The 13,685-nt window shown below is 41.7% G+C and carries 13 protein-coding genes and 1 pseudogene; 9 read left to right on the top strand and 5 right to left on the bottom strand.

Annotation, left to right across the window (positions count from 1 at the left end):
- Position 1 precedes the first annotated feature (1 nt).
- Entirely contained in the window at positions 2 to 508 is a 507-nt protein-coding gene (locus Q0X72_RS05815) for a CvpA family protein (RefSeq protein WP_297762766.1), read from the bottom strand.
- A gap of 90 nt (positions 509 to 598) precedes the next feature.
- Between Q0X72_RS05815 and Q0X72_RS05810 the strand changes: the two genes are divergently transcribed.
- The 3 genes from Q0X72_RS05810 (at position 599) to Q0X72_RS05800 (ending at position 3,016) form a co-directional block, all read left to right on the top strand.
- On the top strand, positions 599 to 955 hold the full coding sequence (locus Q0X72_RS05810) for a hypothetical protein (protein WP_297762764.1): 357 nt from the start codon (positions 599 to 601) through the stop codon (positions 953 to 955).
- A complete protein-coding gene (locus tag Q0X72_RS05805) occupies positions 952 to 1,287 on the top strand; it encodes an antibiotic biosynthesis monooxygenase (RefSeq protein WP_297762763.1) in 336 nt (111 codons plus the stop codon). Before Q0X72_RS05810 ends, Q0X72_RS05805 begins: the two co-directional genes overlap by 4 nt.
- Positions 1,288 to 1,348: 61 nt before the next feature.
- Entirely contained in the window at positions 1,349 to 3,016 is a 1,668-nt protein-coding gene (locus Q0X72_RS05800) for a glycerol-3-phosphate dehydrogenase/oxidase (protein ID WP_297762761.1), read from the top strand.
- A 22-nt stretch (positions 3,017 to 3,038) separates the two neighbouring features.
- Here the strand turns inward: Q0X72_RS05800 and Q0X72_RS05795 are convergent, their stop codons facing one another.
- Positions 3,039 to 4,040, bottom strand: coding sequence for an NAD(P)H-dependent glycerol-3-phosphate dehydrogenase (locus Q0X72_RS05795; RefSeq protein ID WP_297762759.1), 1,002 nt, complete (start codon positions 4,038 to 4,040; stop codon positions 3,039 to 3,041).
- 126 nt (positions 4,041 to 4,166) lie between these two features.
- Here Q0X72_RS05795 and Q0X72_RS05790 point away from each other — a divergent pair, with 126 nt between their 5' ends.
- From Q0X72_RS05790 to Q0X72_RS05780, 3 genes are all read left to right on the top strand, one after another.
- Positions 4,167 to 5,090, top strand: a complete 924-nt coding sequence (locus Q0X72_RS05790) for a nicotinic acid mononucleotide adenyltransferase (protein ID WP_297762758.1) — start codon at positions 4,167 to 4,169, stop codon at positions 5,088 to 5,090.
- Between the two features lie 153 nt (positions 5,091 to 5,243).
- Complete coding sequence (locus Q0X72_RS05785; protein WP_297762827.1) at positions 5,244 to 6,215, top strand: phytanoyl-CoA dioxygenase family protein; 972 nt, start codon at positions 5,244 to 5,246, stop codon at positions 6,213 to 6,215.
- An 81-nt stretch (positions 6,216 to 6,296) separates the two neighbouring features.
- Positions 6,297 to 7,820: a SulP family inorganic anion transporter gene (locus tag Q0X72_RS05780; protein WP_297762756.1), complete on the top strand. Its 1,524-nt coding sequence runs from the start codon at positions 6,297 to 6,299 to the stop codon at positions 7,818 to 7,820.
- Positions 7,821 to 7,858: 38 nt separating this feature from the next.
- On the opposite strand, the gene Q0X72_RS05775 is transcribed toward Q0X72_RS05780, so the two are convergent.
- The gene (locus Q0X72_RS05775; RefSeq protein ID WP_297762754.1) at positions 7,859 to 8,200 is read right to left on the bottom strand and encodes a ribose-5-phosphate isomerase; all 342 of its coding nucleotides are present in this window, start codon (positions 8,198 to 8,200) and stop codon (positions 7,859 to 7,861) included.
- A gap of 123 nt (positions 8,201 to 8,323) precedes the next feature.
- On the opposite strand from Q0X72_RS05775, the gene Q0X72_RS05770 reads away from it, so the two are divergent.
- Positions 8,324 to 8,944: a lysoplasmalogenase gene (locus Q0X72_RS05770; RefSeq protein ID WP_297762752.1), complete on the top strand. Its 621-nt coding sequence runs from the start codon at positions 8,324 to 8,326 to the stop codon at positions 8,942 to 8,944.
- An 85-nt stretch (positions 8,945 to 9,029) separates the two neighbouring features.
- Here Q0X72_RS05770 and Q0X72_RS05765 read toward each other — a convergent pair whose 3' ends face one another.
- Both Q0X72_RS05765 and Q0X72_RS05760 read right to left on the bottom strand, forming a co-directional pair.
- Entirely contained in the window at positions 9,030 to 10,667 is a 1,638-nt protein-coding gene (locus tag Q0X72_RS05765; protein ID WP_297762750.1) for a hypothetical protein, read from the bottom strand.
- A 50-nt stretch (positions 10,668 to 10,717) separates the two neighbouring features.
- Positions 10,718 to 12,520, bottom strand: a complete 1,803-nt coding sequence (locus Q0X72_RS05760; protein WP_297762748.1) for a serine hydrolase — start codon at positions 12,518 to 12,520, stop codon at positions 10,718 to 10,720.
- A 368-nt stretch (positions 12,521 to 12,888) separates the two neighbouring features.
- Here Q0X72_RS05760 and Q0X72_RS05755 point away from each other — a divergent pair.
- Positions 12,889 to 13,074 (top strand): annotated as a pseudogene (locus tag Q0X72_RS05755) (lmo0937 family membrane protein).
- 24 nt (positions 13,075 to 13,098) lie between these two features.
- Positions 13,099 to 13,314 (top strand): hypothetical protein, encoded by a 216-nt coding sequence (locus tag Q0X72_RS05750; RefSeq protein ID WP_297762746.1) that lies wholly within the window; start codon positions 13,099 to 13,101, stop codon positions 13,312 to 13,314.
- The last annotated feature ends 371 nt before the right edge of the window (positions 13,315 to 13,685 follow it).

The raw sequence follows: 13,685 nt of genomic DNA, 5'->3' as shown, positions 1-13,685 counted from the left end.
GTTATTCTGCACTAACGTCATCATCATCCGATTTAATAACAGCGCTAAAGACAAGGTCACCAATATTGCGCAGTGGTTCATAGAGTACCGATTCGGATTTAGTGTCCTCATTGATGAGTCTGAGATTTTTATTGACACTTTCCAGGAATATCAAAAGTGCTCCTAATATGATTGCTACTTTAAGGGCCCCGAAAAGTCCACCCGCAATTTTATTAAGCAAGCCCAGCATCGCAAATTCAGCAATTTTTGTCAGCAATTTTCCAGCCATGACCACCACAATTACTATAATAAAAAAGGTGATAATAAAGGAAAGAAGGCTCATGGTGCGCTCATTCCAATCCCAATGAGTTGCCAGGTAATTCCCAACGATATAGGAAAAATGAATGGCCCCGTATAAACCGGCTATAAGTGCTACGATAGAAGCGAGCTCTACAAGTAGACCGTTCTGCACTCCTTTAAACAGGCCATAAAGCAACAATAAGCCCAGAACAATATCGATAAAACTCACAAGGTGGTGTTTTATACAAATATAGAACTTTGATTTGTACCTTTGAGCCTTCAGTAATTCATCAATTTACCCTAGTGCATAAGAGAATACATGGCCAGAGACAATATACTTAAGGAGCAATGGGAACTATTGGTTCAAAAACTTTCTTCCCAATTTTCAGACGGGGACCCGCTAGACCTGGATGCTATTATTTATTTAGTAGGAGTACAGGAATTGGGGCAGTACCACAAGAAATACAAAAAGGATGAAAAGATAAATCTGATGCATATTGCCATCTGTAGATTGTTGGAACCTTACGGATATTATGAATTTGAATTCTTCGATGAACATGGCTGGCCTCATTACATTAAAAAAGAAGACTTACCTCCATTAAAGGCCGGTGAACAATCGGTCTTGATGAAAGAAGCCATTGTAGGCTACTTTCTGGAAAAGGAATATATCCAATGAAGAGGCAACCCCCATACTATGCCGTGATCTTTACTACCCTGAAGAAAGAGGGGGATCATGGTTATGAGGAGATGGCCATTAAAATGGAGGCCCTGGCAGCCCAACAAGCTGGTTTTCTCGGCTTTGAAACGGCTAGAAGTACGTTTGGGATCAGTGTAAGTTATTGGGAAAGTCTAGAGGCTATACAGCAATGGAAGAACAATAGCGAACATCTTATTGCACAGAAAAAAGGAAAGGAGCTATGGTATCAATGGTATAAATTACGTATTTGTCTGGTGGAAAGAGAATACGAGTTTGGCCAACCTTTGATAACAGCACCTTACACTCCTTAATTTTGCGCAGCATGTACGATATCCTATTTTTGTATTGGTTTCTTAAACAGCTGTACTTCCTATGAAAAAATCAGTTCCTTTTTCTAATCTGAACAGAGCAGCTACCATCAAGAAAATTACCAAAGAGCCTTTTGATATCGTGGTCATAGGAGGAGGAATTACAGGCGGAGGGATCGCTCTCGATGCGGCATCTCGAGGCTTAAAAGTACTTTTATTGGAGAAAGGAGATTTTGCTTCCGGGACAAGCAGTAAGTCTACTAAGCTAATCCACGGCGGCTTGCGATATTTAAAACAATTCGATTTCTGGCTGGTAAAAGAAGTAGGATCCGAAAGAGCCATAGTTCATAAATTAGCACCACATCTGGTACTACCGGAGAAAATGCTTTTGCCATTAATTGAGGGTGGGTCCTATGGAAAATGGCTTACTTCTGTTGGCCTTAAAGTGTACGACATCCTAGCACAGGTTTCAGGAGATGATAAACGGCAAATGCTGGAGAAAAAAGAGGCGATGAACCTGGAACCACTCCTGCCCAACAAAAAGGTAAAAGGAGCGGGATATTATTCGGAATACCGCACAGATGATGCTCGACTCACCCTGGAGAACATTAAAACCAGTTTGCAATTTGGGGCAGAGGCACTAAATTATGCTGAAGCAATCAATTTTATTTACAAGGAAGATCGTGTGACGGGCGTAGTTGTAAAAGATCATATTTCAGGAGATGAGTTTTCCGTGAATGCCAACTATGTTGTAAGCGCAGCGGGTCCATGGGTCGATGAACTTAGGATCATAAATAATTCAATTAAAGGAAAACGTTTACATCTCACCAAAGGAGTTCATTTAGTATTTCCACATCACAAATTACCGGTTAAGCAGTCGGTGTATTTTGATGTCCCGGATGGCCGAATGATCTTCGCTATTCCCAGAGGGAAGATTACCTACGTAGGTACCACAGACACCAATTACCACCAGGACAAGGATAAGGTTGAGACCGATGTTGCCGATGCCATTTATCTTATTGCTGCAGTAAATAATATGTTCCCGAGTATTAATTTGGAAATGGAGGATATTGAATCTTCCTGGGCCGGATTGCGACCCCTTATCCACGAAGAAGGTAAATCAGCGTCCGAACTTTCCCGAAAGGATGAGATCTTTACCTCAGATACTGGACTCATAAGCATCGCCGGAGGAAAATTAACGGGGTACAGGAAAATGGCCGAACGCGTGGTGAACAGGATCGCAAAAAAAATGGAAGAGGAAGAAGGGAATGAAGTACCAGACTGCATTACCGAGACAATACCCCTGTGCGGGAGTAAATTCAAAAAATATAAAGAGGTAAAAAAATATATTGCCGCTATTTATGAGCGTATTATAGATGATGGGTTCACCAAGTATGATGCATGGTATCTGGTGACCAATTACGGGGTTCAGACAGAGGCTATTCTCAACTTTTATAAAAACAGAACGGAAAAAGACAGTGCCGTGCGTATGATCCTTTCGGAATTGGAATTTGGTGTTGCTTTTGAGATGGTTCAATCGCCAATGGATTTCTTTATTAGAAGAACAGGGAGGCTATATTTTGATATTCACAGTGTACGGACTTTAATGAAGCCTGTTAGTTTGGAATTACAGAAGATCTTTAAAGCAGATGAGGACAAGCTGCTCAAATGGAAAGAGGCGCTGAAAACCGAATTAAAATCTCATTCCGATTTTTCAATAGAAAGAATTTAATTGAAAGGACCTCTTTCTCCTCCTAATCTAATTTGTCCGTTAGTATTTTAAAAGTCTTTCGCGCATTCTCTTTTTGATAAAGCACATCGTAGACGGCATCAATGATGGGAGTACGCACTTTACTTTTAAAAGTGTTCTTTAGTTCATAAGCACTTTTGGTAGCATAATAGCCTTCGGCCACCATGTTCATTTCCATCATGGCACTTTTTACAGTATATCCCTTCCCAATCATATTGCCAAACATTCGGTTACGGCTAAAGGTAGAATACCCTGTGACCAACAAGTCGCCCAAATACGCAGAATTGTTGATGTTGCGTTTCATCTTATGCACTCTCTTAATATAACGCTTCATTTCACGTATTGCATTGCTCATTAGCACACTTTGAAAATTATCACCATATCCAAGGCCGTGAGCTATACCAGCTGCCAAAGCATATATGTTCTTTAACATGGCCGCATACTCAGTGCCAATGATATCGTCTGAGATCTTGGTTTTTATGTAATCGCTGGCAAGATGTGCCGCTACTATTTTAGCTTTGGCTTCATCTGCAGATGCTATAGTAAGATAAGACAAACGTTCCAGGGCAACTTCCTCTGCATGGCATGGCCCGGTAATTACTCCTATGTTTTCAAAAGGGATATTGTATTTGTCATGAAAATGTTCTCCAACGATCTTTCCTGTTTCGGGGACAATCCCTTTGATTGCAGAAAAGATGATCTTATCTGTTAAGGAGACAGTGAGTTTTTGTAGTTCATTTTCTAAAAAGGCAGATGGGATTGCAAAAATAAGAATATCGGCATCCCGGGCAGCAGTATCTATGGTATCGGTTAGCATTAATTGATCCAGATTGAACTCAACCGAGGTGAGGTAATTAGGATTGTGTTTTTCCTTTTTGATAAAAGCAATGGCCTCAGAACTGCGCATATACCAGATGACATTAGAGAGGTTTTCGGAAAGCATTTTTACAATAGCTGTTGCCCAGCTACCTCCTCCAAATACTGCAAAGCGTACATCTTTTTTCATGAATTGTTCTTCTCTTAACAAATGTAATTAAAAACGATCAGCTTATAAAAGACTGATAATCAACACTATAAAACAAATGGCACGATGCTTGTTTTATAGGGTTCAAGAACCATAAAAATGAACATCATGAAAAACTTCACACTACTCGGAACAGGAAGCTTGCTAATGCTGCTTTTAAGCAGCTGCTATGCAGAAGTGATCTTAGAAGATGTTTATGTAGAAGACATCCCACAACAGACCAGGCTACATGTGCAATCCTATGATCTTTGGTATGTGGACATTAACGCCACAGAGGGAACGGGCGAAGTGCCCTTCCTGCAACGTGCCTTTACCTTGTCTTTTATAAACGGGATTCTCTATGCCAATAACAACCTTTCCGGGATAGGAAAAACAGGGAATGGTCTGGGTATCAGGGTAGGATATTACGATGCCGGCAGTGGACTTCTTGAGATCGATCATGATGTAGACGGACTATGGATCTTTGATGTTTATCAGGTAAATTCAAGAACACTGGAATTATATGACAGACGCTCCAATACTTCCTATTTTGTAGATGGGTACCAGCGAGGTAGTTTCGACTATGACAGAGTTTTTTATGAGAATATTGAATTTCTTCTTCAGGAATACGACGTTTGGGAGAAGACCTTTGTAAGTGAAACTGGCGCTATAAATGACTTTGATGAAGAGAATTTTCTCCAATTCTATGAAAGCAATGGGGCCACCATCTTCAGGTCGTCCATAGATCCTATTGGGACACCATTTAATAGCTTATTATGGGATTACGAAGGTTTCTATGAGGTGTATGATGTTCAAAACGACGAAACGCTTAAAACGTTAACGCTTGATTATGACTTTATGGGCAATGATTATTTTGAGTTGTATGTTATTGATGACAGGACCATAGAATTATATCACCCGGATAGCGGCACCGTGTATGAATTTCAGGGAAGAGGATATATTCAATTCCTGAAATCAGATTCAACGGGTGCTAGCAAGAAACGGGTAAAGACCAATAATCCGATTATGAATGTGGTCCGAAAACGTAAGTAAACACGCAGTTTTACGACAGAATAGCAGAAGATAATTTTTTTGGTTGGTTATTTAGTTAGAAGCCGCCCTATCCTTAACGGACTGGGCGGTTTTTTTTAATACAACGTGGAATTTCAGTACCTTATGGTGTTAATTCCTTATATCGAGATCATTATGGCTTCTAAGTACAACATAGAAATGGGAAATAAGGGACATACAGAAATTCCCGGAAACCCCTCCACTGCCACCAGTAGTTCAAAAAAACTAAATGACCGGTCTAATGGAAAACCATTACGCGTATTGAGTGAGGAAGATTGGGCATTCTGGAAACACAACGGATACATTGTTATAAAAAATGCGGTCCCAAAAGAACAGGCACAGGCTACGGCAAACTTTCTCTGGGAATTTGATGAGAAGGACCCCAACGATCCTGAGACCTGGTATGCGCCTCCCAGGGCCGAAATGAAAATGAAAGAACTGACCGGCACCGGAATGGTGGAAGTATACAACCATCAGCATCTTTGGAATAACCGTCAGGAACAACGCGTTTATGATGCGTTTGTTGATGTCTGGGGTACGGAGGAATTATGGGTCACTATAGACCGGGCAAACCTCAATTTTCCTCAACGCCCGGGTTTTGAACGCAAGGGATTTATACATTGGGATTATGATCCTGAAACAAAGCCACAAAACGTGCAGGGAGTACTCGCCCTTGCAGATCAGACCGATGAAAATATGGGAGGGTTTCAATGCATTCCCTGGCTGTACAGAAATTATGACACCTGGAAAGTGGGCCAACCAAAGGACAGGGACAGGTTTCAACCAGATATATCCGATTTAGAAGACCAGATCGTAAAGGTAAAATTGGAAGCTGGCGATCTGTTGATCTTTAACAGCACGGAACCTCACGGAATACGTCCTAATAGATCCAAAGATAAGGTGCGGATAGCCCCGTATATATCCATGATGCCGGCAGAACCAGATAATAAGGCTCTTCTGGACTGGCGTATCAATTCCTGGAAGAACAGAGTGGCCCCGGAAGGCTATGCCTTTCCCGGAGATCCTCGTAACTGGGAGCAGGAAAAATATGAAACTGCTAAATTATCCCCTCTTGGAGAACGATTATTGGGATTAACCGCATGGTAGTCTGTCAAATCCATAATTCTTTCGCAACCTAAGGTTACCCGTTCATTTTGTGGTATTTTTGCGCCCTTAAAACTTAGGCGTTTGAAGAAGTACCTCAATCTATTCGATTTTTCGCAGGAAGTAAATTATAAAACAGAGATCCTTTCGGGGATCACGGTGGCTTTGGCATTAGTACCAGAGGCGATCGCCTTTGCATTGATCGCCGGACTCTCGCCCCTTACCGGTTTATACGCAGCCTTTGTCATGGGCCTTGTTACTTCAGTCTTAGGAGGCAGACCCGGGATGATCTCGGGAGCTACCGGAGCTGTTGCGGTTGTGATCGTTGCCCTTGCTCAGCAATATGGAGTAGAATATGTCTTTGCGACCGTTGTCCTGGCGGGTATTCTACAAATGCTTGCAGGCGTCTTACGCCTCGGAAAATTAATGAGGCTTGTACCCCATCCTGTGATCTTTGGGTTTGTAAATGGTCTTGCTATCATCATTTTTCTTTCCCAACTAACTCAGTTCCAAACAGCAGATGGAGCATGGCTTAGTGGAAGTACCTTATATCTTTTTTCTGGTCTGGTGTTGCTCACCATGGTAGTTATCTGGGGCCTGCCCAAGATCAGCAAGGCGGTTCCTGCATCCTTGGTGGCCATTCTTTTGGTATTCGGAATTGTCTTGTTCTTTGGGATCGATACCCGTACTATTGGAGATATTGCCTCTATCAAAGGAGGTTTTCCACCTTTTCATTTACCTATGGTCCCTCTAACTTTTGAGACCTTACAAATTATTTTCCCCTATGCCGCTATTGTGGCCGGGGTCGGACTTATTGAAAGTCTTTTAACGCTTAACATAATAGACGAGATCACCGAGACCAGGGGACGTGGAAATAAAGAAGCAGTGGCGCAGGGTGCAGCCAATATCCTTTCGGGTGTCTTCTCAGGAATGGGAGGTTGTGCCATGATCGGTCAGAGTTTGATCAATACGTCTAATGGGGCTCGTGCCAGACTATCCGGAATTGTGGCCGCATTAATGTTATTGGTCTTTATTATGTTTGGAGCCGATCTTATTGAACAAGTTCCTATGGCGGCGCTTACCGGACTTATGATCATGGTAGCCCTTGGCACTTTTGAATGGGCCAGTCTGCGAACCTTTCGCAGAATGCCCAAAAGCGATGTTCTGGTAATGGTATTGGTAACCCTGGTGACCGTTTTTCTCCATAATCTGGCCCTGGCTGTTTTGGTGGGGGTGATAATTGCGGCTCTGGTATTTGCATGGGACAATGCCAAGAGAATCCGCGCCAGGAAGTATGTAGATGAAAAAGGTGTAAAGCATTATGAGATCTACGGGCCCTTATTCTTTGGATCGGTAACTTTATTTAATGAAAAGTTTGACGTGTTAAATGATCCGGACGAAGTGATTATCGACTTTCAAGAAAGCAGGATCGTAGACATGTCTGCCATAGAAGCAGTTAACAAGATCACGGAACGTTATCTAAAAGTGGGCAAAAAAGTACACCTAAAACATTTGAGCCAGGATTGCATTAAACTTCTTCAAAATGCTGATGACATCATTGAAGTGAATGTATTGGAGGATCCTACCTACAAAGTGGTCATTGATTAATAGCAAGGAAACTTAATTAAAGTATTCTAGTTCTGGATTCAGTTAAACCAAACTGCATAGCGCTTTCTTCGCAATTCCATTGCCAGTATTTTCTCCATCTTAAGTGCTGCATCTCTGCTTGTTAAGGGCTTTATATGGTTATAAAGACTAGGACGAAGTATGGTTCCATATTTCTGTACAATGTTGGAAGACAGTTTATGGCCTTTTTTATTCCTGAAACCTGTCTTATGCTGCTCAAAACGCTCCTTTGGTGTCTTACTGGTCATGCCCACATACAGACATTCTAACACCCCATTGAATTGTGGATTGGCCAACCTGAATTTGGCATTTTCGGTAAAGACCCGTTTAGACAATTCTATGACGTAAATTCTGTAACTCAAATTAAATAAATTTCCTTTTCTATAAGTATTCTACCACAAGGCATTTCTATAAATTTACCTATATTTCCCTGTATGCAAATAGCGCAACAAAAAAATTTAAAGCTCTTTATAAGCACATTAATCTTGTTTGTAGCTTTTTTAGCCATCTTTTTTAATGCCAGTAATAATAACGCACTCTTTATAGTGCTAAAACCTCTCACAACCATTTTGATAATTCTGTTTACCGTTTTTTTCGGTATCAGGAAAAACAAGTTCTATAAATGGGTAGTTATTGCTTTGATTTTTTGTTTAGCAGGAGATACATTGCTTCTAAAGGAGGCATACTTTATCTGGGGTCTTCTGGCTTTTTTGATGGCACACCTGTGCTTTAGTTTCAGTTTTATGAGTCTTGGAGGATTCAAATTTTATTTGATTCCATTAATTCTATTAATAGTATTTGGCATAGGATATTATTGGATACTGTATGATGGGCTACAAGCACTAAAAATACCAGTGCTGACCTACTTTATTGTTATTCTGTTTATGGGTTGGCAAGGGATAAGCCTGCGGATTTGGAAAAATGAAGCTGCATTAACCCTTGTTGCGTTTGCCGTTCTTTTCTTTATTACCTCAGATGCACTGTTGGCCTGGGCAAAATTTAAAGAACCATTTCGTTGGGACGGAGTACTCATTTTGGCAACCTACTGGATTTCCATTTTTTCAATTGGCCTGTCAACCACCATAGAACGTAAGAAATCCTATTAATATTTTTTGAATCTAGTATACTATATCAATAAAACCAAGAGGTAGGTTGCAGATTACATTTTCATTGAAGTTATTTGTGCCGGGCTCATTGCATAATACTTATCAAATGATCCTTTTGCCCTGTCATTTCCCAATGCCCTAGAGAAATTGGGATGTTCCCTATCGCATTCAAGGTATCCATAAACTCCTTTATCTGAAATCCTTCCTTCTCGGATTCTTTCATTTTGGCAAAGTCGGCCATGGCAGCTTCCAACAGATATTTCCCTGTAATATAGCTGCTGCCATATCCGGGTTGGCGCATATAGAGATGTTGTTCAAAAAGCAACAATTCCTTTTCGGTCTTCATCCAACCTCTGGGGGTATACTCAGAATGGATGCCTCCGGCTTCTTCCATGGTCATTTCATTAGTATGGGCATACAAGGATCCCAGTCCCCGGGCAGCCCGTTGGGCGATCATGATGTATACTATCTCTCTTGTCCTTGGGGAGTCATCATACAAACCGGCTTGCAGGAAGAGTTCCTCTACGGCTGTTGCGGTCCCTTCATTACGCGAATCAAAAATATTGTAAAGCAAAGGGCCTCGGCGAACTTCGCTGGCATGGGGTTCCTGTTCCATGCGGGCAAGTTCGAACCAGTGATAGAAATGGGAGTAGAGTGGTCTGGGGTCATAGTGTTCCCCTATCAGGAAGAAGTTCCGCTTTGTTTTGGGAACAAAGCTCCCTAAGTGCTCCCTGAGGGCAGGTTCGAAATATTCCTTTACGGTTACAATGTCTTGTTTCTCTAGGAAGGTCATCAGGCTTCTGGCTCCTTCATCGGCCATAAGATCATAGGCTTCCGGACTATCAGCAGCCTGGAGTGGTGGGAGGTTCCGGTTGCGGTGTTCCTCCAACTTAAGGGAAGACCAGGCTCTGGCCAATTCCCTTTTTAAGAGGAGAACCTCATCTTCCCAGCTAAGGGGCACCAAATGTACGTTTTGCAAATACCAGGTATAGTTTTCTTTCCCGATGCCGGAGGGCCCTGTTTTGGAAGTTGCTTCTTTGGTCAACCAGTCTGCGAAAGTGTCAGTGGAGGTGATCGCCTCCTGAACTGCTGACGCTAAGGCCGAATCTTCGGATACACCTTCTTTGTTCAGGATTCCTTTCAGTGCTACGCTTTGATCTTCAATCACCCGGATCCCTGCCTGCCAGAGTTCTTTTGCATTTCCGGTCAGGTTTTGTTGGGCCTGTTCATTCAGTGGTGGGATAACACTTAGGTCGGAGTGTAGTCGTGCTCTTTCCTCCTTATTTAAAGGAAAAGAATAGGTCCATACTTCAGTGGTTTTATGGTGGGTTGGACCTTCGTGGGCTGGTACATCTGAACGGTATTGCCAAACCGATTTGTAATAGGCTGGGTCTCGCTGCCAGGGTTTCAGGATTCGGTGGTTAAAATCATAGCCATTCATTTCGGCCCAGACCAGCGTCCAGTCTACTTTTTGAGGAACTGGCCAGTTGGCAGTATCAATGGCCATCAGCTGTTCCTGCAGGTTCTTAAATGTGGGCTGACGCTTTTCAAAAGTACGGGCCGTATAATCAGGTGCTCCGTCCTTCATCGGAGGTACTTCAAAGGCCCGCCAATCTTTGAATAAGGCAATCAGGTCTCCATAAGTTGTTTTAGTTTCTAACTTTGGGATCTCTTCGTTATTACGGTCTCCACAAGCGGTCAAAAAAAGAAATAGTAGGATCAAAAACGGAAGTAGCTTTTGTTTTTTTTGCTTTCGATTGTATAGAACCTTCATTATTTCCGAATGGCTTTAAACGTTCCGTTGGGTTGTATAACATTCACCTCATTTATTACACCATTTTCTCCTTCCAGGAATTCTACCTTAAACCCTTCGAGGATCTTAAAAGAAAACTTGTGCCTAGAAGTGGCCAGGAGTTCATATTCTGGTTGCCCTGCTACAAATAGATACAAGGTATCCTCATTTTTTATATACACTTTTACCTCCATCCCTGCCAATTCATAATCGCCTACATAGCTTTCCAGGGTGGCTTTGTCTACGTCAATGGTAGTAGGCGTATGTTTAAAGACAATAGCGTCTTCCAGCGCCCCTTCCACTTTCATTCTAACATCCGAAATATCACCTCCATCATTGGTACTGAAATTTAAGCGCAGCGGACCTGTTCCTGTGGTATCAATACCTGTTTCGGTTATTTCAAAAGGTTCAAACACGTCATAATGCACGTGTTTTAAATAGTAGTTATTGAGTTTAAAGACGGCTATAAGGGAATCATTTTTGTTGTCTATGCGAAATTCTCCATAACCCGGATTGTTGTATTTCCCGGTATATTGTTGTAAAATATGGGAAGGCCGGGTACCGGTTATTTTACTGGAAGATTTATTAGCATTAGCCTCGGCTTCCTCTTTTTTGGCTTTTTCCTGACGTGCTTTAAATTCATCTATCCAGTTGGTTTTCCCTTCTTTGAGAAAACGATCTGCCATAGCATTACGTACCAGGCCTGGTACGGCCGATCCATTTTGGTTGGTAAGCACTACGATGCCCAGACTATCGGTTGGAAAAAAAGCCACACTGGCAGAAAACCCGTCAATATTGCCTCCGTGTTCCACTCTGTAGTGCCCTCTGTAGGAGGCCAGGAACCAGCCATAGCCGTAATTAGACATATGCATATCCGGGAACTCTTCATCTGGCAGCCCTCCTCTGACCACCATTTGGGAGCTAATGGCCTCTTTTAAATAAGGTTCGGGGATAATCTGTTTGTCACCATTTTTCCCATTATTTATCCAGGTCCTTACCCATTTAGACATATCATTCACACTGCTGTTGATGCTCCCAGCCGGACTCATGGCGGCAATGTCATAATAATCCATTTTGCTGATAATACTATCCTCTTTTAGTTCATAACCCAGGGCTGCGTTGCTGCTTTCCTTCATTTCCTGAATTCGTGTGTTAGAACGGGTCATCCCCAGAGGTTTAAGAAAACGGTCTTCTATATTTTCTTCCCAGGACTTTCCGGTGATCTTTTCTGCAATGACCCCCTGAGCCAGGAACATAAAATTGTTGTAATACCATTGTTTCCTAACACCCGTAAAAGGTTCCTGGTGTGCAATGCGTATCATAAGGCTGTCCCGGGAATCGGTAGGGAAAAGGTACCAGGAAAAGTCGTGCCGTGGCAGTCCGGTACGGTGACTCATCAGGTCTTTCAGGATGATCCCGTTATTCATCTCATCGTTATAAAATCGCAATTCGGGGATATGCTTAATAGGGCTGTCATCAAAGGTTAATTTATCTTCCTGCCGTAATTGTCCCAGCATGGCTGAAGTGAAGGCTTTGGTACTAGAACCTATAGCGTAGAGGGTGTTGGCATCTGCAGGGACTTTGTTTTCATAGTCCCGGAAACCATATCCTTTTGCAAAAATAATTTTATCACCTTCTACCACGGCAACCGAGAAGCCCGGAGCTTTGGTGACCTCCAATATGGCGTTAAGCTCTTTGTCTATGCCGTTTAATCGTTTGTCCTGTTGAGAAAAGGAAGATGCAATAATGCAGCACGTAAAAAGTGCACATAGAAATTTATTCATAAGTATTGATTTGTGAACTAAAAGAAAGGGTTGGAACCTCCTTCTCTAAAGAAGGAGATACATTTTTATTGTTTTTTTAATTTTTTTAAGCGCTTTTCCGCCTTTTTCTCCTTGGCGGTTTTAAGGGGTTCTTTTTTTATATTCTTCTTTGAATCTTGTCCTTTTGCCATGGTATTATTTTTTCATATTAATTATATACAAGTAAGATATGAATTTTTAGAGTGATTTAATGAGTTACTAATAGGGAATTGGCCGGCAATGTAAAAATAGCACACCATACATAAGGAATATTTTATAACGATATGAATCAAAAGAATTAATGTATCGTGTTTATGATTTTTCTTACATAACATTTTTTGGTATATTTCTTGGAAAACTATAATAATACGAGAGATCTCCTTTGGCTAGTTGCTGTAATTTGTATCGGTATTTGGTTGCTTGGACTTTTGGGTATTGTTGAAGGGTAGGCTACCAGAAATCTCATTCATATATTATTGGTGGTGGCCATTATAACGATCTTATACAAGATAGTATCTGGAAGAAAACCATTATAAAATCATTATCTAAAAGAATTTATTATGAAAAAAATTATTGGGGTTGCCCTTATTGTCCTGGCTATTTATTTAGGATATGTTGGGATCAATATGTTTTCTGGCAGTACAGCCTCTGTGGACGTTGTGGGTATAGAGTTTACAGCTGAGGACAATCAGCAAAAGTCCACCTCTTATTTATATATGGGAGGCGCAATCCTCTGTGCTATTGGCGGTATTGTATTACTAAAATCTAAAAACTAGGTTCCTTAAATGTACTTGGCCTCCTCTGTAATTAACAAGAAGCAAGCGGTGTTTAAAATTACCAGGAATGCATTAAAAAAACCTCGACTTTCGCTGAGGTTTTTAAGTATGTTGAAAAGAATAAAAGTCAGCTAACTACTATAGTATAATTATTAAGAGCAAAATAATTATAAGGGCGCCTGCCGAAATATAAATACCGTTTCCAGATTCGCGTTGATCGGCATGGCCTTCGTGCTGTTCAGCGGCTGCGCGTTTACGCCCCAGCAGGCCGAGGTCGCCCCCGATCTGCAGCTCGTTGAAAGCAACGAGGGCAGCGGTACGGCCATCCACCTGCGGGTGATCGACGAGCGCGACAACATGATCATCGGCCT

Origin of the sequence: uncultured Muriicola sp., assembly GCF_947258935.1 — a bacterium.
In the GTDB taxonomy this organism is placed as follows: domain Bacteria; phylum Bacteroidota; class Bacteroidia; order Flavobacteriales; family Flavobacteriaceae; genus Muriicola.
Note: the sequence above shows the minus strand (reverse complement) of the source record. Positions and strands in the feature narration are given on the sequence as shown.

Coding starts and splice junctions, on each gene's coding strand:
- Q0X72_RS05810 (WP_297762764.1), top strand. CDS start 599: ATGGCCAGAGACAATATACTTAAGGAGCAATGGGAACTATTGGTTCAA.
- Q0X72_RS05805 (WP_297762763.1), top strand. CDS start 952: ATGAAGAGGCAACCCCCATACTATGCCGTGATCTTTACTACCCTGAAG.
- Q0X72_RS05800 (WP_297762761.1), top strand. CDS start 1,349: ATGAAAAAATCAGTTCCTTTTTCTAATCTGAACAGAGCAGCTACCATC.
- Q0X72_RS05795 (WP_297762759.1), bottom strand. CDS start 4,040: ATGAAAAAAGATGTACGCTTTGCAGTATTTGGAGGAGGTAGCTGGGCA.
- Q0X72_RS05790 (WP_297762758.1), top strand. CDS start 4,167: ATGAAAAACTTCACACTACTCGGAACAGGAAGCTTGCTAATGCTGCTT.
- Q0X72_RS05785 (WP_297762827.1), top strand. CDS start 5,244: ATGGCTTCTAAGTACAACATAGAAATGGGAAATAAGGGACATACAGAA.
- Q0X72_RS05760 (WP_297762748.1), bottom strand. CDS start 12,520: ATGAATAAATTTCTATGTGCACTTTTTACGTGCTGCATTATTGCATCT.
- Q0X72_RS05750 (WP_297762746.1), top strand. CDS start 13,099: ATGAAAAAAATTATTGGGGTTGCCCTTATTGTCCTGGCTATTTATTTA.